This is a genomic window from Halorhodospira halophila SL1 (genome assembly GCF_000015585.1).
Lineage (GTDB): Bacteria > Pseudomonadota > Gammaproteobacteria > Nitrococcales > Halorhodospiraceae > Halorhodospira > Halorhodospira halophila.
Map to the genome: position 1 here is coordinate 1,013,536 of NC_008789.1, position 22,405 is coordinate 1,035,940.

Here is a 22,405-nt window from a genome sequence, read left to right on the forward strand (position 1 = left end):
TGCCGTGAATCTGCCCATGAGCGCCCGACTCGGCGTGGTGATGGACCCCATCGCCGCCATCAAGCCCCGCAAGGACTCCACCCTGGCCCTCCTGCTCGAGGCCCAGCGCCGCGGCTACGAGCTCTGGTACTTCCTGGCCACAGACCTCTACGCCGACGGCGGCGCCGCCTGCGGCCGCGGCCGACCGCTGACGGTCCGCGACGACGTGCACGACTGGTACACCGTGGGTGAGCCGCGAGCCATGCCCCTGGCGGAGCTCGACACCATCCTCATGCGCGAGGACCCTCCGGTGGACGCCGGCTACATCAGCGCCACGCAGCTGCTGTCCCTGGCCGAGGCGCAGGGGGTCCGGGTGGTCAACCGGCCCGCGGCGCTGCGCGACGCCAACGAGAAGCTCTTCGCCCTGCACTGGCCGCACCTCTGCCCGGCCACCCGGGTGGCCGCCGACCCGGCACTGCTGCGCGGGTTCATCGCCGAGCAGGGCAAGGCGGTGCTCAAGCCCCTGGACGCCATGGGCGGGGCGTCGATCTTCGTCCTCGCCGACGGCGACCCGAATACCAGCGTGGTCCTGGAGACCCTCACCGACGGCGGACGGCGCTACGCCATGGCCCAAGAATACCTGCCGCGGATCGACGAGGGCGACAAGCGGGTCCTGGTCTTCGGTGGTGAGCCCTTCCCCCACGCCCTGGCGCGCATCCCGGCGCGGGGCGAGACCCGGGGCAACCTGGCGGCCGGCGGCCGCGGCGAGGCGGCACCGGTCACCGAACGCGAGCGCGCCGTCTGCGCCGAGCTGGCCCCTACCCTGCGCGAGCGCGGCCTGGAACTGGTCGGCCTGGACTTCATCGGTGAGCGGCTCACCGAGATCAACGTCACCAGCCCCACCTGCTTTCGGGAGATCGACGCCCTGTGTGGCGTGAACACCGCCGGGGCCTTCTTCGACCACCTGGAGGGCTCGGCATGAGGTGCCTGGCATCCACCACCCGCGCCCTGGCCCTGGCCGCCCTGGCCACCGCCCTGGGGCTGACCGGCTGCACCGCCGAGCCGGATTCGACCCGGCTGCAGTTCATCTCGCTGGGCACGGAGGTGGAGATCCACATCCTCGATGCCGGCAGCGGCGACGCCGAGACGGCCGCCAAGGCGGCCCGCCAGGAGATCGATGCCATCAGCGAGGCCTGGGAGCCGACCCGTGGCACGGAACTCGGACCGCTCAACGAGCGGCTGGCCGCCGGCGAGGGCATGCAGGTCAGCGAGGAACTGATCGCTATCCTGGAGCGCGCCCGCGAGATGGAGGCGCGCACCGGCGGGCGCTTCAGCCCGGCCATCGGCGGACTCACCGAGCTGTGGGGCTTCTCCGCCCAGGAGGGGCCGTTGGAGGAGCCGCCGCCGGCCGAAGAGATCGAGGCGTGGGTGGAGCGGGCCCCGCGCATCGCCGACCTGAGCTGGGATGCCGAGCGCCGCGTCACCAGCAGCAACGACGGGGTGCGCATCGACCTCGGCGGCATCGGCAAGGGCTTTGCCGGCGAGCGCGCCGTCGCCGCCCTGCGCGAGCACGGGGTGCGCACGGCGCTGATCAGCCTCGGCGGCGACCTGGTGGCCCTGGGGGCTCCGGACGACCGCCCCTGGCGGATGGGCGTGCGCGACCCGCGCGCCGGCACGGTGCTGGCCGCCGTCGAGGCCCACGCCGACGAGACCGTCTTCACCTCCGGGGACTACGAGCGCACCTTCACCCACGAGGACCGCCGCTACCACCATATCCTCGATCCGACCACCGGTTACCCGGCGATGGGCAGCCGTTCGATGACCGTCATCCACGACGACCCGGTCCACGCCGACGCCGCGGCGACGGCCCTGTTCATCGCCGGCCCGGACGACTGGCAGGCCCTGGCCGAGGAGCTGGAGATCGGCTACGCGCTGCTCGTCGACCGCGACGGCGCCGTCTGGATGACCGAGGCCATGGCCGAGCGGGTCGAGCTCCAGGGTGAACCGGAGGCGGTCCACATCGAGTGAGTGAGACCCCCGCCGTGAACGAGGCTACCGTGCGACCGGACGACCGTCTGGGCATGGCGCTGTTCCTTGCCGTGGTGGTCCACGCCCTGCTGATCCTGGGGGTGGGCCTGACCTGGGAGGGCGAGGAGCGCCCGTCGGAGACCTCCATGATGGAGGTCACCCTGGCCTACGACGAGGCCGAAACCCCGCCGGAGGAGGCCGACTACCTCGCCGACCTGGATCAGGACGGCGGCGGGGTGGCCGAGCAGGCGCAGATCCCCTCGCCGCTGGCCGGTGAACCGACCCCGGCCACCGAGGCCCCCGAACCGGGCGAGCCCGCGGCCACCCCCGAGGCGCGGGCCGAGGCACTGATCGAGAGCGAACAGGCCGAGACACCCACCCCGCCCACCGACGACGAGACCCAGGCCGAGGAGCGGCCGTCGCTCCAGGACCTGCTCGACAGCCGGCGCGAGGCGGCGGCAGCCGAGGCGGTGGCACTGCAGCAGCGACTGAGCCAGCCGCGGGAACCGTCGAAACGTTTCCTCAACGCCCGCACCCGCTCCCACGAGGCCGCCGCCTACATGGAGGCGTGGACGCGCAAGGTCGAAGCGGTGGGCAATCTCAACTACCCAAGCGAGGCGCGGGAGCGCGGCCTGTCGGGACGGCTGATCCTCGAGGTGACGCTGATGCCCGACGGTTCTCTCGAGGACGTGCGCATCGTCCAACGCTCCCGCCACCGCCTGCTTGACGAGGCGGCGGTGCGCATCGTGCGACTCGGCGCCCCGTATCCGGATATACCGGAGGAGGTCCTCGAGGGGCAGGATCGCCTGGTGATCACCCGGACCTGGGAGTTCGTCGAGGGGCGGCGCGTACGCGCCCAATAACCGGTCCACCACCCTTGTCCCCGCTGTGCGCGGTAGCCGATACTGGAGCGCATGAGCGAGCAAACCGGACAAGGTGGAGACCAGCTGGGCAGTCAGTTCCTGATCGCCATGCCAGCCCTGGACGACCCGAACTTCGCGCAGACCGTCACCCTGCTCTGCGAGCACACCGAAGACGGGGCCATGGGCATCGTCGTCAACCGACCCACCGAGGTCACCCTCGGCGATCTGTTCCGCCATCTGGAGCTGGAGATCACCGACGGTTGCCCGGAGGATCAGGTCGTCTTCGCCGGCGGTCCGGTGCAGCGCGAGCGCGGCTTTGTCCTCCACCCCGAGGGCGAGCAGTGGAACGCCACCACCCCCGTCTGCGAGGGCGTGGCCCTGACCACCTCGCGGGACATCCTCGCCGCCCTGGCGCGGGGCGAGGGCCCCGAGCGCTTCCTGGTGGCGCTGGGTTACGCCGGCTGGGGGGCCGGGCAGCTGGAAGAGGAGCTGGCGCAGAACGCCTGGCTCTCCGGCCCCGCCGAGGCCCGGGTCATCTTCGATACCGACACCAACCAGCGCTGGCGCGCGGCGGCAGCGCAACTGGGTGTGGACATCGCGCTGCTCTCCTCGGAAAGCGGCCATGCCTGAGCCGCCCGGCGGCACGCTGCTCGGCTTCGATCCCGGGGCGCGGCATATCGGGGTGGCCGTCGGCGAGGCGCTGTTAGGGACGGCCCGCGGCCTGACCACCCTGCCGGCGCGCCACGGTCAGCCGGACTGGGAGGCTGTCTCCGAGCTGCTCGCCCAGTGGACCCCCGAGGCGCTGGTGGTGGGACTGCCCAGCCACGCCGACGGCAGCGATGCCGACAGCACCGAGTTGGCCCGGCGCCTGGCCGGCCGGCTGCACGGGCGCTTCGGCCTGCCGGTGCACACCGTCGACGAACGCCTCTCCTCCCACGTCGCGGAGGAGCGGCTCGACCCGCGGCAACGCCAGCGCGATCCGCACGCGGTACACGCCGAGGCGGCCGCGGTCATCCTCGAGACCTTCTTTGCCCAGCAAGGGGTGGCATGACAGACGCCGAGATCGACGTCCCGGAACTCCTCGACACCACGGCCGCGGACATCAACACCGAACTGGAGCGCCGCGGTATCCGCTCGCCGATCCTCGTCGGCGTGCACACGGGCGGGGTCTGGGTGGCCCGCGGCCTCCACGACCGCCTCGGGGCGCGACCGCCGGTGGGCACCCTGGAGGTCGCCTTCCACCGCGACGACTACGCGACCTCGGGGCTCAAGGCGGCGGTCCAGACCTCCGAAGTCCCAGTCACCCTGGACGGACGCGCTGTGCTGCTGGTCGACGACGTCATCCACACCGGCCGCACCACCCGGGCGGCCCTCAACGCCCTGTTCGACTACGGCCGGCCGCGGCGGGTGTTATTGGCCGTCCTGGTCGACCGTGGCGGGCGCGAGCTACCCATCCAGCCGGATGTGATCGGCACGCGACTCGATCTGCCCGCCGAGCAGCGACTCAAGCTGCGCGGCCCGGAGCCGCTGCGCTTCATGCTGGAAGGAGAGACGCCGTGAGCGTGCAACTCGACCCCCAGGGGCAGCTGCGCCACCTGGTTACCACCGAGGGGCTGCCCCGCGAGCTGCTGACCCGCATCCTCGATACCGCCGAGTCGTTCTCCGGGGTCCTTGGCAAGTCGGTGAAGAAGGTGCCGCTGCTGCGCGGACGGACCATCATCAACCTCTTCTTTGAGCCGAGTACCCGCACCCGCACCACCTTCGAGCTGGCCGCCCAGCGGCTCTCGGCCGACGTGCTCAACATCGACGTCGCCACCTCCTCCACCAGCAAGGGGGAGAGCCTGCTGGACATGCTGCGCAATCTCGAGGCGATGCAGTGCGACGCCTTCGTGGTCCGCCACGCCGACAGTGGCGCCGCCGAATTCATCGCCCGCCACGTCGCCCCCGGGGTGGCGGTGATCAACGCCGGCGACGGGCGCCACGCCCACCCCACCCAGGCGCTGCTTGACGCCTTCACCATCCGCCGCGAGAAGGGCCCCCTGGAGCCGCTGACCATCGCCATTGTCGGCGATATCCTCCACTCGCGGGTGGCCCGCTCGCAGATCCACGCCCTGCTCGGCCTCGGCGCCGGCGAGGTGCGGGTGATCGGGCCGCGCACGCTGCTGCCGCGGGATATCCAGCGCCTGGGCGTGCGGGTCTATGAGGACATGGATGCCGGGCTCGACGGCGCCGACGTGCTGATCATGCTCCGCCTCCAGCGCGAGCGCATGCGCGGCGCCTTGCTACCGAGCGAGAGCGAGTACTTCTCGCGCTACGGTCTGACCGAACAACGCCTGGAGCGCACCCACCCGGAGGCCATCGTCATGCACCCGGGTCCGGTCAACCGGGGCGTCGAACTCGATCCGCAGGTGGCCGACGGTCCCCGCTCGGTGATCCTGCGCCAGGTCACCAACGGTATCGCGGTGCGCATGGCGGTCATGTCCATCGTCCTGGGCGGGCACGGCGAGGCGCCCGCGGAACCGATCGAGGAGGCGTCGAGTTGAGCCGGATACACATCCACGGCGGGCACGTCATCGACCCGGCCAGCGGCCTGAACGAACCACGTGACCTGTTCATCGCCGAGGGGCGGATCCTCGCCGTGGGCGCGGCCCCCGAGGGGTTCACCGCCGACCAGGTCATCGATGCCACGGGGCAACTGGTCATCCCCGGCCTGGTGGACCTGGCCGCGCGGCTACGCGAGCCCGGCGCCACGCGCAAGGGCGGCATCGTCCCGGAGAGCCGGGCGGCAGCGGCCGGGGGCATTACCACGCTGCTCGTACCCCCGGACACCCGTCCGGCGGTGGACACCCCCTCGGTGGTGGAGCTGATCCACAGCCGCGCGCAGGCAGCCGACGCCGCCCGGGTGCGGCCCCTTGGCGCCCTGACCCGCGAACTCGGTGGCGAGTATCTGGCCGAGATGGCCGCGCTGCGCGACGCCGGCTGCCCGGCGGTGGCCGACGGTGGGCAGCCGGTGGCTAATACCCTGATCCTGCGCCGCGCCCTGGACTACGCGGCCACCTTCTCGCTACCGGTGATCCTCACCCCCGAGGACCCCAACCTGGCCGACAGCGGCCGCGTCCACGAGGGCGAGACGGCCACCCGTCTCGGGCTGCCCGGGCAGCCGGCGGCCACCGAGACCGCCGCAGTGGGCCGGATCCTGGCCCTGGTCGAGGAGAGCGGCAACCCGGTCCACCTGGGCCGGTTGTCCACGGCCCGCGCCGCTACCATGGTCGCCGACGCGCGCCGCGCGCAGCTGCCGGTGACCGCCGATGTGGCCGTCCACCAGCTGCTGTTCACCGAGCACGAGTGCGACGCCTACAACACCGCCGCCCACGTGCGCCCGCCACTGCGCACCGGCCAGGACCGCGACGGGCTGCGTCGGGCGGTGGCCGAGGGGGCGATCACCGCCATCTGCTCGGATCACCAGCCCCATGACCCCGACGCCAAGATCTGCCCCTTCGCCGATAGCGAGCCTGGAGTCAGCGGTGTCGACACCCTGCTCGGCCTGACCCTGCGGCTGGTCGACGAGGGCCTACTATCCCTCACCGAGGCGATCCACCGGGTCACCCTGGGGCCAGCCCGGTCCCTCGGTCTGGAGGCCGGCACCCTGGCACCGGGGGCGGCGGCCGATGTGGCCGTCGTCGATCCGCAGCAGACCTGGCGGGTAACCCCGGAGAGCCTGCATAGCCGTGGCCGCAACTCCCTGGTCCTGGGCCAGGAGCTGGCCGGACGCACCACCGCCACCCTGGTCGCCGGGCGCATCGTCTACCCGCGCACCCCGTGAACCGAACCGATTCGGAGGCAACCGTGAGCGCATCGCCCAACGTCGTCGACGTCACCGTCGAGAACTTCAAGGAACAGGCCATCGATGCCTCGATGCAGCAGCCTGTGCTGATCTACTTCTGGGCGCAGTGGTGCGAGCCCTGCAAGACCCTCAGCCCGCTGCTGGAGAAGCTGGCCGACGAGTACAAGGGCGGCTTCCGCCTGGCCAAGGTGGACTGCGATCAGCAGCAGCAGCTGGCTGCGCAGGTCGGGGTGCAGAGCCTGCCCACCGCCCTGCTGGTCAAGGAGGGCCAGCCGGTGGACCAGTTCATGGGAGCGGTCCCCGAGGGGGAGCTGCGCCAATGGCTGGGTCAGTACGTGGAAGCGCCTGAGGCCGACCCCTACGAGCAGGCCCGCGAGCTGATGAGCGAGGGCCGCTCCGCCGAGGCCGTCCCCTACCTGCGGGCCGCCCGGGAGCAGCGCCCCGATGACGCCGGGGTGACCATCGACCTGGCCCGTGCGCTGCTGCAGAGCGGCGACGCCGACGAGGCCTTCACCCTGATTGAGGGGCTCTCCACCAACGACCAGCAGGACCCCCGCGCCCAGGGCATCCTGGCCCGCAAGGAGTTCGCCGAGCGGGTGCGCGACCTGCCCCCGCTCGAGACGCTGGAGCAGCGTGTGGAGGCCGACGCCGGGGACGGCCAGGCCCGCCTGGAGCTCGCCCTGCGCTTGGTGGTCGCCGGCGGCGAGCTGGAGGCCCTCGATCACCTGCTGCATCTGGTCCAGCGCGACCGCGAGCGCCGCGACGAGGCCCACCAGGTGGCGCTGCAGGTGCTCGGCATGCTCGGCCCGGAGCACCCGGAGGCCCGCCGCTACCGCCAGCGGCTATTCCAGCTGCTCCATTGACCGTGGGGGCGCGCCGGCGGGGTCAGATGGCCTCGCCGGCCTCCTCGCCTGCCGCGCCGCTGCGCTCCAGCACTCGGTCGATGAAGGCCCGGGTCTCGTACGGGGCCCGGCGGTGCAGCAGCCAGCGCAGGTCCTCGAGGGTCTGCAGGTTGGGATTGGAGAGCAGGTTGCGATAGACGTTCCCGGGCCCCCAGTTGTAGGCGGCCAGGCTCAGCCAGGTGGCCATCGGCTCGCCGTAGCTGGCGTAGCGCTCGTGGAGATGGGCCAGGTAGTGGCTGCCGATGAGGACATTCAGCCGCGGGTCGGCCAGATCCTCGTCCTCGATCTCCAGCCCCTCGCGCTCGCTGAAGCGCTCCAGCCACTCGGGCACCCGATCACCGACGTCCACCGCCGCCACCGGGCGGACCTGCATCAGACCGACGGCGCCGGCGCTGCTCACCACCCCCGGGCGGTAGTCGCTCTCGGTGCGCACGACGGCGCGGATCAGATCGGCGCTGAGGCCGGTCACCTCGGCCGCCTCGTCCACCAGCTCATCCAGGCGCTTGCGGGGGATGACGCGGTTGGAGCCGACTTCCAGGTGACGCTCGGCCTGGCGGTCTTCGACAATGGTCTCGACCACCGCGCGGGAGACCTCGGGCATCCCCGCCGAGGCGCGCAGGCGCTCGAGTTGCTCGGAGTCGCCGACGCCGGCCGTGGCGCCGCCGCCGCGCTCGGCCGCCCACGGCGAGTGGTGCAGGTGGTACGCCCCGAACGAGGCAAGCACCAGGCTGCAGCCGCCGATGAGCCAGTTGGCGTGCATACGCATGACGCACCCCCTTCCACGAAGCCGTGCCAATTTCCCTACTGTAACACGGGTAACCGACAGGAGCGGGCCCCGCCCGTGGCGCGGTTCGACGCGGCAGTCAGCGCCCCGTATCATTCCCAGGGCCGGTTCTTCCAAACAGCATAGACGGGATCCGAGGGGTCATGAGCGAGATTGCCACCCGCCTCGCGGCCGTTCAGGAGCGCGTACGCGCCGCCGAGGCCGACTGCGGCCGCCCGGCCGGCAGCGTACAGATCCTGGCGGTCAGCAAACGCCACTCCGCGGCCGCCATGCGCGCGGCGTACACCGCCGGGCAGCACGCCTTCGGCGAGAACTACCTGCAGGAGGCCACCGAGAAGCAGGCCGAGCTGGCTGATCTGGCGCTGGAGTGGCACTTTATCGGGGGCGTGCAGTCCAACAAGACCCGCGAGGTGGCGGAACGGTTCGACTGGGTCCACACCGTCGATCGGGCCAAGATCGCCCGGCGGCTCAGCGAGCAGCGCCCGCCGGACCACCCACCCCTCAACGTGTGCCTGCAGGTCAATATCAGCGAGGAGCCGCAGAAGGCCGGCTGTCTCCCGGACGACGTCGGAGACCTCGCTGCCGCCGTGGACCGCCTGCCGCAGCTGCGCCTGCGCGGGCTGATGGCCCTCCCCGCCCCGGCGGAGGGGTTCGATGCGCAGCGCCGCCCCCTGGCCCGGCTGCGCGAACTCCAGCAGGCACTGCGCGAGGGCGGCCACCACGGACTGGATACGCTGTCGATGGGTATGTCGGCAGACCTCGAGGCGGCCATCGCCGAGGGGGCCACCATCGTACGGATCGGTACCGCGATCTTCGGACCGCGCGAATAGAGGAGGAGTCACCATGGCCCAGGATGCGCGGATCGCCTTCATCGGAGGCGGCAACATGGCCCGCTCGCTGATCGGCGGGCTGATCGCCGATGGCTACCCGGCCACCCATATCGTCGCCAGCGAGCCCGACACCGAGCGCCGCGAACGTCTCGCCGGCGAGCTGGGCATCGCGACCTGCGCGGACAACGCCACCGCCGCCGAGGGCGCCGATGCGGTGATCCTGGCGGTCAAGCCGCAGGTCATGCGCGGCGTGGCCGAGGCCCTCGGGCCGATCATCGCCAACCACGGCGCGGTGGCGATCTCCATCGCCGCCGGCATTCGCCTGGGCGACCTGCAGCGGTGGCTGGGCGCCGGCACAGCCATCGTGCGCACCATGCCCAACACCCCCTCGCTGGTGCAGAGCGGCGCCACGGCGCTCTACGCCAACGAGCACACCAGCGAGGCGCAACGCGACCTGGCCGAGACCCTGCTGCGCGCCGTGGGCCAGACCCGCTGGCTGGAGAACGAGCAGCAGATGGATGCGGTCACCGCCATCTCCGGCAGCGGCCCGGCGTACTTCTTCCTGGTCATGGAGGCGCTGGAGGAGGCCGGGGTCGAACTCGGCCTGGACCGCGAGACGGCACGGCTGCTGACCCTGGAGACGGCCACCGGGGCCGCCCGCATGGCCCTCGAATCCGACGATCCGCCGGCGCAGCTGCGTCAGCGGGTGACCTCACCAGGGGGCACCACCGAGCGCGCCCTGGAAGTCCTCGAAGCGTCCGATCTGCGCGGTGCGCTGCAGCGGGCGGCCGAGGCCGCCGCCAGCCGTGCCGATGAGCTTGGCAACCTGCTAGGGGAGCAGTAATGGAATCCAACCACTTCGCCGACGCCCTGATCTTCCTGATCGCCACCGCCTTCTCACTCTACATCCTGGCGGTGATGCTGCGTTTCCTGCTGCAGACGGCGCGGGCCGACTTCTTCAACCCGATCTCGCAGTTCCTGGTGCGCGCCACCTCGCCGGTGCTCAACCCCCTGCGCCGGATCATCCCCGGGGTGGGCGGCATCGACCTGGCGGCCATCGTCCTGATGTTCGTCCTGCAACTGGCGGCGCTGTACATCATCTTCCTGCTCGCCTACGGGCAGCAGCCGCCACTCGGGCCGCTGGCCATCGAGACCGTGGGCCGGTTGCTGGGCCTGCTCCTGAACCTCTACACGATCCTCATCCTCATCGGCGTGATCGTCAGCTGGGTCAACCCCACCGCCAGCCACCCGGGGCTGCATCTGCTTCACCAGCTGGTCAGCCCGATCCTGCGGCCGATTCGCTCCTTCCTGCCGGACATGGGCGGGCTGGACCTGTCGCCGCTGATCGCCCTGGTGCTGATCCACGTGGTGCGGATGCTCACCGTCTATCCGCTGCGGGGCCAGGTGCCGCTGCCGATGTAGCCACCCCGCTCCCGAGGCCGCCGGAGACGCCGGCGGCCTCGCCGCCGCCGCGGCCCCATCGCCCCCACGAACCGGTATCGCCGACGCCATGCCCTGGATCACCCCGGACCCGGAACAAGACGCCTGGCTGGTGCACGTCCGCGTCACCCCTCGGGCCAAACGCGAGTCGCTGGACGTCGAGGGCGAGCGGTTGCGCGTGCGCCTCAACACCCCACCGGTGGACGGCAAGGCCAACACCGCCCTGCGCAAGCTGCTGGCCCGGCAGTTCGGTGTCGCCAAGTCGGCGGTGTCGCTGCTGCGTGGCGAGCGCAGCCGCGACAAGACGGTGCGCATCACCGCGCCCAAGCAGTGGCCGGCCGGGCTGCCGCACCCGGGGGAGCCGCCGGCACCCTGAGGCGGCTTGTCCCAGCCATAGCCGGCTCGCTAGACTGCACGGCTATTGCTCAGCGAGCGGAAGCGTCATGGTCAGAAGCCCGCCAACCGACTCTGTCGGACTGGTGACCCAGCACAAGGCCACCTTCGAGGAGCCCCTGCCGCTCGTCTGCGGGAGGGAGCTGCCCCGTTATGAGCTGGTCTACGAGACCTACGGCGAGCTCAATCGCGAGGGCACCAACGCCATCCTGGTCTGCCACGCCCTCTCCGGCAATCACCACGCCGCCGGTTACCACTCCGAGCACGATCGCAAACCGGGGTGGTGGGAGACGTGTATCGGCCCGGGCAAGCCCCTGGACACCAATCGCTTCTTCGTCGTCTGCAGCAATAACCTGGGCGGCTGCCACGGCTCCACCGGACCGGCGAGCATCAACCCGGAGACCGGCAAACCCTACGGCGACCAGTTCCCCATCGTCACCGTGCGCGACTGGGTGCGCAGCCAGGCGCGCCTGGCCGACGAGCTGGGTATCCGTCAGTGGGCGGCGGTGGCCGGCGGCAGCCTGGGCGGCATGCAGGCGATGCAGTGGGCCATCGACTACCCCGAGCGCCTGCGCCACGCCATCGTCATCGCCGCCGCTCCGCGGCTGTCGGCCCAGAACATCGGCTTCAACGAGGTCGCCCGGCAGGCGATTATGAGCGACCCGGAGTTCCACGGCGGGCGCTACTACGACTACGGCGTCTCGCCCCGGCGGGGGCTGGCGGTGGCGCGCATGCTCGGCCACATCACCTACCTCTCGGACGACGCCATGCGCGCGAAGTTCGGCCGCGACCTGCGTGGCGACATGAGCTTCGACTTCGAGCAGGTGGATTTCGAGGTCGAGAGCTACCTGCGCTACCAGGGGCAGCGCTTCGTGCAGGACTTCGACGCCAACACCTACCTGCTGATGACCAAGGCCCTCGACTACTTCGACCCGGCCGCCGACCACGATGACGACTTCTCGGCAGCCCTGGCCCACATCCAGTGCTCGACGCTGCTGCTCTCCTTCTCCAGCGACTGGCGCTTCGCCCCGGCGCGCTCGCGCGAGATCCTCCGCGCGCTGCTGGAGCACAACAAGCCAGTCAGCTACATGGAGATCGAGGCCACCCAGGGCCACGACGCCTTCCTGATGCCCATCCAGCGCTACCTGGAGGCCTTCTCCGCCTACATGGGCAACGTCGCCCGGGAGGTGGGGGCGTGAATCCGCTGCGCCGCGAGCTAGAGATCGTCGCCGAATGGATCGAGCCGGGCTCCCGGGTGCTCGACCTGGGCTGCGGCGACGGCACGCTGCTCCACTACCTGGTCCAGCGCAAGGGTGTGACCGCCTACGGGCTGGAGATCGACCCGCGCAAGGTCACCCGGTGTATGGACCGCGGCGTCAACGTGGTGCGCGCCGACCTGGACGAGGGGCTGGACGACTTCCACCGCGACAGCTTCGACCACGTCATCATGAGCCAGACCGTCCAGGCGGTGCGCTACCCGGACAAGCTCCTCGAGGATATGCTGCGCGTCGGTCGCCACGGCATCGTGACCTTCCCCAACATCGGCTACTGGCGGCTGCGTATGCAGTTGCTGCTGAAGGGGCGCATGCCGCGCAGCCCGGCCCTGCCCAACGCCTGGTACAACTCGCCCAACATCCACCTGTGCACGGTGCGCGACTTCGAGCGGCTGTGCGCCACCATGGGCGTGCAGATCCGCGAGCGACGCCTGCTCGACCGGGCGCACCGTTCCACGCCGTTCATCGACCTGGCGCCGAACCTCCTCGGCGAGGTGGCCATCTACCGCTTCGTACGCGGCAGCGAGTCGCTGTAGAATCGGGCAGGGGTGGGCGGTCGCCGCACTACGGCGGCCCGTCCGCGGTCTCACCTGGCAGGCAACCGGGAAGTCTATGCAGCCCGAGTACGTGCGCTACAACCAGACCGTCGTCGAGCGGCGCCGCTCCGCTTACCAGGAGATCGTGATCGCCCACGATCCGGCGGTGGGGCACCTGCTCTACCTCGACGACGACCTCCAGATCGCGAACGCCGACGACCCCTACAACCAGGCGATCACCCGTCCCCTGCGCGAGTCGAATGCGCTGGGCGATGTGCTCATCCTCGGCGGTGGCGACGGCGGGGTGTTGCGCGCCCTGCTCGACGCCGGGGCACGCCGGGCGGTGCTGGTGGATATCGACGGCGAGGTCATCGAGCTGTCGCGGCAGTATCTGCCGGATCTCTGCGGCGACGCCTTCGACCGCCCCGGCGCCGAGGTGGTGGTCGGCGACGCCTTCGCCTACCTCGACGCCGAGGAGCGCTGGGACGGCATCATCTACGACCTGACCATGGACCCGGTCCGCGAGGACCAGCCGCGCACTGAGTACATCCGCGAGATCCTCGCCAAGGTCTCGGCCCGGCTGCGCCCCGGCGGGGTGCTGGGCATGCAGTGCTGTGGCGCCGACGAACCCGGCCTGCGCGAGGAGATCCGTGCGGGCCTGGCGCACACCTTCGTTGATTGGGGTGACTGGGAGGACGAGGTGCCGTCCTTCGATGTGCCCTGGGTCTTTGCCTGGGCGCGCATCCCGCGGGAGGAATCGTGACGACCTGGCTGATCACCCACCCCCAGTGCCTCGAGCACGACGCCGGCACCGGCCACCCGGAGAGCGCCGCGCGCCTGCAGGCCATCCTGCAGGCGCTGCAGCACGCCACCTTCGAGTACGTCCTGCGCGAGGAGGCACCGCTGGCGACGGTCGAGCAGCTAGAGCTGGCCCACGACCCGACCTACGTACGCTCGCTGCTCGATAGCGTCCCCGCCGAAGGGGCCCGGCACATCGACCCGGACACCCGGCTCTGCCCGGCCACCGGCGAGGCCGCCCGGCGGGCCGCCGGGGCCGTCTGCCACGGGGTCGACGGCGTGCTCTCGGGCAAGGCGCAGCGGGTTTTCTGCGCGGTGCGCCCACCCGGCCACCACGCCGAGCCGGACCGCGCCATGGGCTTCTGCTTCTTCAACAACATCGCCGTCGGCGCCGGCCACGCGGTGGCGCACTACGGCCTGCAGCGGGTGGCGATGATCGATTTCGACGTCCACCACGGCAACGGCACCGAGGCGATCAGCCGCGGCCGCCCGGGGTTCTACTACTTCTCGACCCACCAGCACCCGCTGTTCCCCGGCACCGGCACTCCGGGCAGCGACGCCCCGGCGAATATCGTCAACGCCACCCTGGCCGACGGCGACGGCTCCGAGGCCTTCCGTGAGGCCTTCACGGGGACCATCCTCCCCGCGCTGGAGGATCTGCAGCCGGAGCTGATTCTGATCTCGGCGGGCTTCGATGCCCACCGCTCCGATCCGTTGGCCACCCTGCAACTGGACGAGACCGACTTCGCCTGGGCCACCCGAGAGCTGGTGGACGTGGCCAAGCGCCACTGCCAGGGGCGGGTGGTCTCGGTCCTCGAGGGCGGCTACAACACCTCCGTGGTCGGCCGCTGCGCCGCGGCCCACCTCGAGGCGCTGATGATGTAGGCTAACGGCATGCACGTGGAGGCGAACCGGAGCCCGTACCTTAACCCCGCTGAACGCCTGCGCGGGGGGCAGCGTACCCAGCAGCCCCCGGCTGCCGGGCAGCCGGACTTTGCCCGCCACGCCGAGGCCGCCCGTAGCAGCCCCCTGGTCCGTCCCCCGGCCCAGCCCACCGAGGGCCTGGCCAGTGGCAACGTGGGACCACCGTCACCGCAAGCCGGCGGGGTGGGCGGTTTCCAGCCGCCCGAGCTGATCGCCGCCCGCTTCGACGGCCAGGAGCGCAGCCTCACACCCCAGGCCGGCCTGCACGCCGGGGGCGGTCAAGCCGGCAGCGGCCACTACAGCCCCCGCCCGGACACCGAGGACCTGCCCCGGGGCCTGCAACAGCTGGTCGAGGTCCAGGCCATGGCGCAGCCCGACGTGCTCGGCCGTGGCGGCCGCCTGGACCTGACCGTCTAAGCCCGCCCATGCCGGTTCAGACCCGCTACCAGGACGATCTGGCCCGAGGCGTCATCCACCCCGACCCGGCCCAGCAGCGCGCCGTCCAGGCCCTGCAGTCGCTCCACGACGAGCTGAGCAGGCAACCGACCGGCGACCGCTGGCTGGGCTGGCTGCGCCGCCGGCCGAACACCGCCGCCCCCGGCCTCTACCTCCACGGCCCGGTGGGCCGCGGCAAGACCTACCTGGTGGACGCCTTCTTCGACGCCCTGCCCTTTGCGGATAAAGAGCGCCTGCACTTCCACCACTTCATGCGGCGCACTCACGATGCCCTGCACCAGCTCCGCGACCATCGCGACCCACTCGGCCGCCTTGCCCGGGATTTCGCCGCCGAGCATCGGGTGCTGTGCTTCGATGAATTCCACGTCAGCGACATCGCCGACGCCATGATCCTCGGCCGGCTGCTCGAACAGCTGATCGGCGTGGGCGTCACCTTGGTCGCCACCTCCAACGTGCCCCCGGACGACCTCTACCGGGACGGCCTGCAACGGGCCCGCTTCCTGCCCGCCATCGATGCCCTCAAGCGCCACTGCCGGGTGGTGGGCCTGGACGGCGGCCGGGATTACCGGCTCGAGCGCCTGGAGCAGGCCCCGGTCTACTGGATCGGCCCCGCCGGCGACCACGACGACAGCCTGGAGGAGCGATTCGTGCAACTGGCCCCGGAGCCGGGGCGGGCCAACCTGACGCTGGACATCGAGGGGCGACCGGTCCCCGCCCGGCGCTGCGCCGACGGCATCGCCTGGTTCGATTTCGCAGCACTGTGCAGCGGCCCGCGCGGCGCCTCGGACTACATCGAGCTGGCGCGGCTGTTCCACACCGTGCTGGTCAGCGACGTGCCGCGCTTCGATGCCAGCTGCGAGGACGAGGCGCGGCGCTGGATTGCGCTCATCGATGAGCTCTACGAGCGGCGCGTCAACCTGATCTGCTCGGCGGCCGTCACCCCGGAGGCGCTCTACGCCGGCCGCCGGCTGGGCTTCGAGTTCCAGCGTACCGCCAGCCGCCTCCACGAGATGCAAAGCCACGACTATCTGGCCGAGCCCCATCGCCCCTGAAGCCAAGGAGAGATCGCCATGAACCAGAGCGGCGGCAAGACCGGCTACCGGCCGCAAATCCAACGTTTGCGGCGCGGGGAAAAACGCTCGCACCTGCTCTACTATCTACCGGTCCACGATGGCAACGACGGGGGCCGGCTTGGTGTGCTCGGCGATCTATCGGCCGACGGACTGCTGCTCATCGGCAACCGCGCCTTCACCCCCGGCCAGCGCCTGCAGCTGCAGATCCGCGGTGAGCCGGGCAGCGAGATCGCCGGCGATGTCCGCATCGACGTCACCGTCGAGGCGCGCTGGTCGGCACCGGATCTGAACCCGGCCTACACGGCCACCGGGGTCCGGTTCGTGGGCCTGGACGAGGCGACCCGCAGCGCCATCGAGGGCTTGCTGCACGACCTCGGCCTGCTGGCCGGGGTGGACGATGAGGACGAAACAGGAGGACAGGCATGAGCGCCGATCCCGACAAGCACCCCCAGGACGACGACCCGCGTTCGCTGTCCGATCACCGCATCCGCGAGAAACACTCCCGGGAGGAGGTGAAGCGCTGGCGCGAGCAGGCCGCCGAGCACCATCGGCGGTGGTTCGACGTCATGAATAACCCCTACGGGCAGGACTGAAACCGGCCCGGGGACCGCGCGGCCCCCGGGCCCCCTGCCTACGCCGGAACGCGGGGGTTGAGGCTGTAGGTGGTGGTGATGCTGGCCTGATCGAGGATGTGCGGGCGGATGGCCTCGAGCAGATCGGGCCCGCGGAAGCCCGCCTCCACCGGCGCCTGCCCCACGTCGAGGGCGTAGAGGGTGAAGACGTAGCGGTGCGGGATCGAATCGTTCCACGGCGGGCAGGGCCCGTCGTAGCCGTAATAGGTCCCGCGCATCTCGTCACTGCCGGCCAGGAAATCCGTGTAGTCGTTGACCCCCTGGCGGGTGCCGTGGGGCCCTTCGGGCACGTACTTGCCACCGGGGAGCACCCCCTCGGAGAAGGCGCCCTCGGCCAGCTCGCCCAGGGCCGGATCGACATCCACCAGCAGCCAGTGGTAGAAGTCGACCCGCGGCAGATCCGAGGGGATCTCCCGATCTTCCCGGTTCACATCGCCGGCGTGGCTCGGCGCATCCGGGTCGTGGCAGACCAGCACCAGCGACCGGGTCCCGGCCGGCAGATCCGACCATCCGATATGGGGGCTGACGTTACGGCCCAGGGCCATGTGGTTGTCGGCGTCCGGGATGCCGAAGGCGTACGCCTCGGGGACCGGTTGCCCGTCGGTGAGGCTCTGACTGGTCAGGCGCATAGCTTGCCCCTCCTGCTGTTTGGGTTACCCTCGCAGGGATTGTAAAGCCGGCAGGCGCAGCGTGACGATGCAACAGCGACTGTTCGCGTACGGCACCATCCTCGCGGGGGCCGACGACCCGCAGGTCCAGGCAGCCATCCAGCGTTACACCGAGCGCGTCGATGACGGTTGGGTCCCCGGACGCCTCTACGACCTGGGGCCGTTCCCGGGCGCCGTCCCCCGCCTCCCCCGGGACACCCGCGAGGCCTGGGTACGCGGGGTGATCCTCACCGTCCTCGACCCGCGCCGGGTCTTCCGCGTCCTCGATCCCTACGAGGACTGCGATCCGCAGCGACCGCGCGCGGGGATGTACCGCCGCGAGGAGGTGGCTGTCCACCCGGCCACCGACCCAGACAGCCCCCTGACCTGTCAGATCTACTGGATCAACCGGGTGCCGCCCTACGCTCGCTTCGTGGAGAGGGGCGACTGGCATCGGCATGTCCAGGCGCGGCCGGCCTACGCCTCCAACACCCCGGGGGGCGGCTCCAGGTAATCGGCCACCTGCTCCGGCGTGGGCTCCTGGAGGACGGGGATGCGCCCGAGCCGGGGCGCCGGCAGCCGCGCATCCAGGCTGGCGATCTGGGCATCCCGCCGCGGGTCGTCGGCGTCCAGTTCACACGCCACCCAACCGGCCAGGACCAAGCCGTCGGCGCGGATCGCCTCGGCGCTGAGCAGGGCGTGGTTCAGACACCCCAACCGAACGCCGACCACCAGCACCACCGGCAGACCGATCCCCCGCGCCAGCGCCGCCATGTCCTGCGTTGGCCCCAGGGGCACCCGCCAGCCGCCGGCCCCCTCGACCACGGTGAAGCGCGTCTGCGCCAACGCCCGGGCCGCGGCCACCAGCCCGGCGCCATCGATGGACAGCCCCTGCTCGTCGGCCACCAGATGGGGGGCCGCGGCCGCCTCCAGGGCGCACGGGTTGACGGTCTCGTAGGGCAGCGCCGGATCGATCAGCGCCTTCAGCTGCTCGGCGTCGTCGTTGCGCAGCCCTTCGGCGGTGCGCCGGCACCCGGCGGCCACCGGCTTCATGGCCGCCACCGGGATCTGGTGGCGCTGCAGCAGACGGATCAGCCCGCCGGCGTAGACCGTCTTGCCGACGCCGGTGTCGGTGCCGGTGATGAACACCCCGGCCGGATCAGCGCCGTGCGCCTGCCCCGCGCTCATCGCCGCCTCCGCCGGATGCCGTGGACGTCGAGCCGGACCTCGCCGGTGTCATCGGCCCGCTGCGGGGTTCCGCCCATCCCCCAGGCGTGCCCGTAGACCACCTCGTAGGTGGCCGGCACACGGCCGTCGGGCTGGCGCCAGGCCAGACGGTAGGCAGCCTCCACGCGGGCCAGGCGGTGGGGCGAGAGCAGGCCGCGGGGGCGGCCGGGGTCGGCGTTGGAGGCCCCCAGGGCCTTGAGATCGCGCATCACCTCGCGCGGCTGGGCGTAGGTCAGCGTGAACGACTCGCCGTCGAGGACCGGATCGACGAAGCCCGCCTCGAGCATGCGGTCGCCCACGTCGTGCTTGTCCGCAAACCGGTGGACGCGGGCCTGATCCCCCACCTCGGCCCAGGCTCCGCGCAGCTCGTGCAGGGTCTCCGGCCCGAAGGTGGCGAACATCACCGCCCCCTCCGGGGCCGTCACCCGCTGCAGTTCGCGCAGGGCGGTGGGCAGGTCCTCTGCCCACTGCAGGGCCAGGTTGGAGAAGACCAGCTCGAAGCTGTCGTCGGGGTACGGCAGGGCGTGAAGATCGGCGCAGACGCACCGCGGACGGCGCAGCCAGGGGGCCCGGCGGCGCACACGCTGCAGCATGGCCGGGGCCAGATCCACGGCGTGGACCTCGGCCTTGCGGTAGCGTCGCAGGAGCCCGCGCGTGGCGTAGCCGGTGCCCGCGCCGAGGTCGAGGACCCGGCGCGGATGGACCCGGACCGGCTCGAGCCGCTCGAGCAGGCGATCGGCGACCTCGCGCTGGAGCACGGCGACCTCGTCGTAGCGCTCCGCCGAGGCGTCGAAGCTGCGTCGCACGCAGCGGCGATCAATCGACTGGGCGTCGCCTGGGTTCACGGTCAGATCTCCTCAAGGAAAGCGTGGATCGTCTGCGCCACTGCGGTGGCGTGGGTGCAGTGGGGCAGATGCCCGGCCCCCTCCAGGATCCGCAGCTGGCCGTCGCAGCCCTCCGCCGCGCGCTGCAGCGCCGCCGGAGGCACCAGCGGGTCCTGGCCACCGCCGAGCCACAGCGACGGCACAGCTCCGGCCGGCGCCTGGCGCAGGTCGGCCTCGGCCAACGCGGCGAGCCCCGCCGCCAGCCCGACCGGCGACGCCGTGCAGGGGTCGGTAACGGCGGCTGCATCGGCGGCGGAGACCTGCCCCAGCCGACGACGGAAGCGCCGCACCGTGGCGGCAGGACTCCGCGCCAGACCGGCTCGCATGGCCGTCAGCTCCGCGGCGGGGACGGCGCAGGGCCAGTCGATATCCATGGTAAACCGTGGCGTCGCGCCGATCAGGGCCACACCGCGCAGGGGCTTGCCGCGGCGCAGTGCCTCGAGGGCGACGGTGCCACCCAGCGACCAGCCCACCCATACGGCGTCGTCCGGGGCCGCATCGATCACCGGCGTGGCGACCCCAGCGAGGTCTTCGTAGCGGGGATCGGCGGCCCCGCCGTGGCCGGGCAGCTCGACCACCTGCGCCGGAGTATCCAGCACCGACCGGAGGCGATCAAAGACCCGACCATCGAACGACCACCCCGGCACCAGCAGCAGCGGCGTCACGACGGCGCCTCCAGGGTGGGCGGGGCCTGGCGCGCCGCCGCGGCCAAGGCCTCCAGCAGCCGATCGACATCCTCCTCACTGTGACAGGCGGTCAGGCTGACGCGCAGCCGGGCTGTCCCCGCCGGCACCGTCGGCGGACGGATCGCCGCCACGCGCAGCCCGCGGCGGTCGAGTTCGGCACTCCAGGCGGTGGCCGTAGCACTAGGGCCGACCAGCACCGGCTGGATCGGCGTCCTTGGCCCCGCGGGCTGTGGCACCGGGAGACCGAGCTGCCGGGCGCCGCTGCGGAAGCGGGCGATCAGCGCCTGCAGATGCTCGCGCCGCCACCCCTCGGCCCGGGCGATGCGCACCGCCTCCAGGGCCGCCGCCGCCTGCGCCGGCGGGGGCGCGGTGGTGTAGATATACGGGCGCGCCCACTGGCGCAGGGCATCGATGAGGGTCCGGCTGCCGGCGACGAAGGCGCCGAAGGTACCGAAGGCCTTGCCCAGCGTCCCCACCAGCACCGGCACCCGTTCCGGGGCACAGCCGGTGGCGGGGACGCTGCCGCCGCCCTCCGGGCCGATCACCCCCAGGCCGTGGGCATCGTCGACCACCAGCGCCGCGCCGGTCGCCTCGGCCGCCGCGGCCAGTTCGGGCAAGGGGGCCACATCGCCGTCCATGCTGAATACCCCGTCGGTGACCACGAGCTGGGCGCGATCGTCGAGGCGCTGGGCCAGGTGAGTGGGATCGGCGTGGCGGTAGCGGCGTGGCCGTCCGCCGGCCAGACGCACGGCGTCGATCAGCGAGGCGTGGTTAAGCCGGTCCTCGGCCACCGCCTGGCCCCGCCGGACCAGGGTGGTCACGACACCGAGGTTGGCCATGTAGCCCGTGGAGAAGAGCAGCGCCGCCTCCCGGCCGGTGAACGCCGCCAGCTCCGCCTCTAGCGCCTCGTGCTCGGGGCGGTGGCCGGTGACCAGGTGCGCAGCGCCGGCACCACTGCCCTGGCGCCGGGCGTGCTCGGCCAGGGCGCGAGCCGGGCGCGGATCGGCGGCCAGGCCCAGGTAGTCGTTACCGCAGAAGACCGTGCAGCGCTGGCCATCGGACCGCACGGCGGTGGCGCCATCGTAGTCCTCTAGGGCTTCGGCGCAGCGATAGAGCCCGGCCTGGCGGCGCTCGGCAAGACGCGGGGCCAACCGCGCATCGAGTCGGGCCGCCGGGTGGTTCACGGCTCCAGCTCGGCGCAGCTGTGGGTGCGCGGCTCCAGGGTCATGCCCAGGCGGTGGAGCAGCCGATGGTCGGCGTCGGCGTCCGGGTTGTCGGTGGTCAGCAGCCGCTCGCCGAGGAACAGACTGTTGGCACCGGCGCTCAGGCACAGCGCCTGGAGCTCGTCGCTCATCTGCTCGCGACCGGCCGCCAGGCGGACGTAGGAGCGCGGCAGGACCAGGCGCGTGGCGGCGATGGTGCGCACGATCTCGAACGGATCCACCGGCTCGGCCGCCTCCAGCGGGGTCCCGGGGATGGGGATCAGCCGGTTGATCGGCACGCTCTGCGGCGGCACCGGCAGGTTGGCCAGGGTGGCGAGCATCTCGACGCGGTCCGCCCGCGCCTCCCCCAGGCCGACGATGCCACCGCAGCAGACCCGCATCCCGGCGTCGCGGATGCGCTCAAGCGTCTGCAGCCGCTGCTCGTAGCTGCGGGTGGTCACCACCTGGTCGTAGTACGACGGCGAGGTGTCGAGGTTGTGGTTGAAGTAGTCGAGCCCGGCCTCGGCCAGCCGCTCGGCCTGCCCCTCGGCGAGCAGGCCGGCAGAGAGGCAGGCCTCCAGGCCTTCGGCCTTAACCGCCCGGACCATGGCTACCAGCGTCTCCAGGTCGCGGTCTTTGGGGCCGCGCCAGGCCGCACCCATGCACAGCCGGGTGGCCCCGCTGGCCCGAGCCCGCTGGGCCGCCTCGCGGACGGTCTCGACATCGATCAGCGCCTCGCGCTCCAGGCCGGTGTCGTACCGCGCGCTCTGGGAGCAGTAGGTGCAGTCCTCGGCGCAGGCGCCGGTCTTGATCGAGACCAGGGTGCAGGCCTGGACCTGCCCCGGGTTAAAGTGACGGCGATGCACTTCCTGGGCGCGGAACAGCAGCTCCGGCAGGGGCAGCTCGAACAAGGCGTGGATCTGCGGCTGATCCCAGTGCCAGGTGTCGGTCTCAGTCATGATCGGCTCACTGCAGGTTGACCGCGGGGCGTGCCGCGCAGGAG

At 71.7% G+C, this 22,405-nt stretch carries 29 protein-coding genes; 22 read left to right on the forward strand and 7 right to left on the reverse strand.

The window, feature by feature from the left end; genetic code table 11:
* Window positions 1-16: 16 nt before the first annotated feature.
* The 9 genes from gshB to trxA are packed head-to-tail and all read left to right on the forward strand — an operon-like array spanning window position 17 to window position 7,577.
* Window positions 17-961, forward strand: coding sequence for a glutathione synthase (gene gshB / locus HHAL_RS04770; RefSeq protein ID WP_011813734.1), 945 nt, complete (start codon window positions 17-19; stop codon window positions 959-961).
* Window positions 958-2,007, forward strand: a complete 1,050-nt coding sequence (locus tag HHAL_RS04775; protein WP_011813735.1) for an FAD:protein FMN transferase — start codon at window positions 958-960, stop codon at window positions 2,005-2,007. The genes gshB and HHAL_RS04775 overlap by 4 nt, the downstream gene beginning before the upstream one ends.
* Complete coding sequence (locus HHAL_RS04780; protein ID WP_011813736.1) at window positions 2,004-2,870, forward strand: energy transducer TonB; 867 nt, start codon at window positions 2,004-2,006, stop codon at window positions 2,868-2,870. The genes HHAL_RS04775 and HHAL_RS04780 overlap by 4 nt, the downstream gene beginning before the upstream one ends.
* A gap of 51 nt (window positions 2,871-2,921) precedes the next feature.
* Complete coding sequence (locus HHAL_RS04785; RefSeq protein ID WP_011813737.1) at window positions 2,922-3,500, forward strand: YqgE/AlgH family protein; 579 nt, start codon at window positions 2,922-2,924, stop codon at window positions 3,498-3,500.
* Complete coding sequence (gene ruvX / locus HHAL_RS04790; protein WP_011813738.1) at window positions 3,493-3,921, forward strand: Holliday junction resolvase RuvX; 429 nt, start codon at window positions 3,493-3,495, stop codon at window positions 3,919-3,921. Before HHAL_RS04785 ends, ruvX begins: the two co-directional genes overlap by 8 nt.
* The gene (gene pyrR / locus HHAL_RS04795; RefSeq protein ID WP_011813739.1) at window positions 3,918-4,430 is read left to right on the forward strand and encodes a bifunctional pyr operon transcriptional regulator/uracil phosphoribosyltransferase PyrR; all 513 of its coding nucleotides are present in this window, start codon (window positions 3,918-3,920) and stop codon (window positions 4,428-4,430) included. Before ruvX ends, pyrR begins: the two co-directional genes overlap by 4 nt.
* Window positions 4,427-5,413: an aspartate carbamoyltransferase catalytic subunit gene (locus HHAL_RS04800; RefSeq protein WP_011813740.1), complete on the forward strand. Its 987-nt coding sequence runs from the start codon at window positions 4,427-4,429 to the stop codon at window positions 5,411-5,413. Before pyrR ends, HHAL_RS04800 begins: the two co-directional genes overlap by 4 nt.
* Window positions 5,410-6,693, forward strand: a complete 1,284-nt coding sequence (locus tag HHAL_RS04805; RefSeq protein ID WP_011813741.1) for a dihydroorotase — start codon at window positions 5,410-5,412, stop codon at window positions 6,691-6,693. The genes HHAL_RS04800 and HHAL_RS04805 overlap by 4 nt, the downstream gene beginning before the upstream one ends.
* A gap of 23 nt (window positions 6,694-6,716) precedes the next feature.
* Window positions 6,717-7,577, forward strand: a complete 861-nt coding sequence (gene trxA, locus HHAL_RS04810; protein WP_011813742.1) for a thioredoxin — start codon at window positions 6,717-6,719, stop codon at window positions 7,575-7,577.
* Window positions 7,578-7,599: 22 nt separating this feature from the next.
* Here trxA and HHAL_RS12555 read toward each other — a convergent pair whose 3' ends face one another.
* Entirely contained in the window at window positions 7,600-8,382 is a 783-nt protein-coding gene (locus HHAL_RS12555; RefSeq protein ID WP_011813743.1) for a lytic transglycosylase domain-containing protein, read from the reverse strand.
* Between the two features lie 161 nt (window positions 8,383-8,543).
* Here HHAL_RS12555 and HHAL_RS04820 point away from each other — a divergent pair, with 161 nt between their 5' ends.
* The 12 genes from HHAL_RS04820 (at window position 8,544) to HHAL_RS13440 (ending at window position 16,717) form a co-directional block, all read left to right on the forward strand.
* Window positions 8,544-9,230 carry a YggS family pyridoxal phosphate-dependent enzyme gene (locus HHAL_RS04820; RefSeq protein ID WP_011813744.1) on the forward strand — a complete coding sequence of 229 codons (687 nt, stop codon included), beginning with the start codon at window positions 8,544-8,546 and terminating at the stop codon, window positions 9,228-9,230.
* A gap of 13 nt (window positions 9,231-9,243) precedes the next feature.
* The gene (gene proC / locus HHAL_RS04825; protein WP_011813745.1) at window positions 9,244-10,074 is read left to right on the forward strand and encodes a pyrroline-5-carboxylate reductase; all 831 of its coding nucleotides are present in this window, start codon (window positions 9,244-9,246) and stop codon (window positions 10,072-10,074) included.
* Window positions 10,074-10,652, forward strand: coding sequence for a YggT family protein (locus HHAL_RS04830; protein WP_011813746.1), 579 nt, complete (start codon window positions 10,074-10,076; stop codon window positions 10,650-10,652). The genes proC and HHAL_RS04830 overlap by 1 nt, the downstream gene beginning before the upstream one ends.
* An 88-nt stretch (window positions 10,653-10,740) precedes the next feature.
* Window positions 10,741-11,046 carry a DUF167 domain-containing protein gene (locus HHAL_RS04835; RefSeq protein WP_011813747.1) on the forward strand — a complete coding sequence of 102 codons (306 nt, stop codon included), beginning with the start codon at window positions 10,741-10,743 and terminating at the stop codon, window positions 11,044-11,046.
* Window positions 11,047-11,113: 67 nt separating this feature from the next.
* Window positions 11,114-12,262 (forward strand): homoserine O-succinyltransferase MetX, encoded by a 1,149-nt coding sequence (gene metX / locus HHAL_RS04840; protein ID WP_011813748.1) that lies wholly within the window; start codon window positions 11,114-11,116, stop codon window positions 12,260-12,262.
* Complete coding sequence (gene metW / locus HHAL_RS04845) at window positions 12,259-12,873, forward strand: methionine biosynthesis protein MetW (protein WP_011813749.1); 615 nt, start codon at window positions 12,259-12,261, stop codon at window positions 12,871-12,873. Before metX ends, metW begins: the two co-directional genes overlap by 4 nt.
* A 76-nt stretch (window positions 12,874-12,949) precedes the next feature.
* Entirely contained in the window at window positions 12,950-13,636 is a 687-nt protein-coding gene (locus tag HHAL_RS04850; protein ID WP_011813750.1) for a spermidine synthase, read from the forward strand.
* On the forward strand, window positions 13,630-14,556 hold the full coding sequence (locus HHAL_RS04855; RefSeq protein ID WP_420842057.1) for a histone deacetylase family protein: 927 nt from the start codon (window positions 13,630-13,632) through the stop codon (window positions 14,554-14,556). Before HHAL_RS04850 ends, HHAL_RS04855 begins: the two co-directional genes overlap by 7 nt.
* 9 nt (window positions 14,557-14,565) lie before the next feature.
* Window positions 14,566-15,012 (forward strand): hypothetical protein, encoded by a 447-nt coding sequence (locus HHAL_RS04860; protein WP_011813752.1) that lies wholly within the window; start codon window positions 14,566-14,568, stop codon window positions 15,010-15,012.
* 8 nt (window positions 15,013-15,020) lie between these two features.
* Window positions 15,021-16,103, forward strand: a complete 1,083-nt coding sequence (gene zapE, locus HHAL_RS04865) for a cell division protein ZapE (RefSeq protein ID WP_011813753.1) — start codon at window positions 15,021-15,023, stop codon at window positions 16,101-16,103.
* 18 nt (window positions 16,104-16,121) lie between these two features.
* The gene (locus tag HHAL_RS04870; protein WP_011813754.1) at window positions 16,122-16,550 is read left to right on the forward strand and encodes a PilZ domain-containing protein; all 429 of its coding nucleotides are present in this window, start codon (window positions 16,122-16,124) and stop codon (window positions 16,548-16,550) included.
* Window positions 16,547-16,717 carry a hypothetical protein gene (locus HHAL_RS13440; protein ID WP_011813755.1) on the forward strand — a complete coding sequence of 57 codons (171 nt, stop codon included), beginning with the start codon at window positions 16,547-16,549 and terminating at the stop codon, window positions 16,715-16,717. The genes HHAL_RS04870 and HHAL_RS13440 overlap by 4 nt, the downstream gene beginning before the upstream one ends.
* Window positions 16,718-16,755: 38 nt before the next feature.
* Here the strand turns inward: HHAL_RS13440 and HHAL_RS04880 are convergent, their stop codons facing one another.
* Window positions 16,756-17,385, reverse strand: a complete 630-nt coding sequence (locus HHAL_RS04880; protein WP_011813756.1) for a YbhB/YbcL family Raf kinase inhibitor-like protein — start codon at window positions 17,383-17,385, stop codon at window positions 16,756-16,758.
* A gap of 67 nt (window positions 17,386-17,452) precedes the next feature.
* Here HHAL_RS04880 and HHAL_RS04885 point away from each other — a divergent pair, with 67 nt between their 5' ends.
* Window positions 17,453-17,917: a gamma-glutamylcyclotransferase family protein gene (locus HHAL_RS04885; RefSeq protein WP_011813757.1), complete on the forward strand. Its 465-nt coding sequence runs from the start codon at window positions 17,453-17,455 to the stop codon at window positions 17,915-17,917.
* Here the strand turns inward: HHAL_RS04885 and bioD are convergent.
* The 5 genes from bioD to bioB are packed head-to-tail and all read right to left on the reverse strand — an operon-like array spanning window position 17,881 to window position 22,361.
* Window positions 17,881-18,591, reverse strand: coding sequence for a dethiobiotin synthase (bioD, locus tag HHAL_RS04890; RefSeq protein WP_011813758.1), 711 nt, complete (start codon window positions 18,589-18,591; stop codon window positions 17,881-17,883). The genes HHAL_RS04885 and bioD overlap by 37 nt on opposite strands.
* Window positions 18,588-19,475, reverse strand: a complete 888-nt coding sequence (gene bioC, locus HHAL_RS04895; RefSeq protein ID WP_011813759.1) for a malonyl-ACP O-methyltransferase BioC — start codon at window positions 19,473-19,475, stop codon at window positions 18,588-18,590. Before bioC ends, bioD begins: the two co-directional genes overlap by 4 nt.
* 2 nt (window positions 19,476-19,477) lie before the next feature.
* On the reverse strand, window positions 19,478-20,179 hold the full coding sequence (locus tag HHAL_RS04900; protein WP_011813760.1) for an alpha/beta fold hydrolase: 702 nt from the start codon (window positions 20,177-20,179) through the stop codon (window positions 19,478-19,480).
* Window positions 20,176-21,384 (reverse strand): 8-amino-7-oxononanoate synthase, encoded by a 1,209-nt coding sequence (gene bioF / locus HHAL_RS04905; RefSeq protein WP_011813761.1) that lies wholly within the window; start codon window positions 21,382-21,384, stop codon window positions 20,176-20,178. Before bioF ends, HHAL_RS04900 begins: the two co-directional genes overlap by 4 nt.
* The gene (bioB, locus tag HHAL_RS04910) at window positions 21,381-22,361 is read right to left on the reverse strand and encodes a biotin synthase BioB (RefSeq protein ID WP_011813762.1); all 981 of its coding nucleotides are present in this window, start codon (window positions 22,359-22,361) and stop codon (window positions 21,381-21,383) included. The genes bioF and bioB overlap by 4 nt, the downstream gene beginning before the upstream one ends.
* Window positions 22,362-22,405 lie beyond the last annotated feature (44 nt).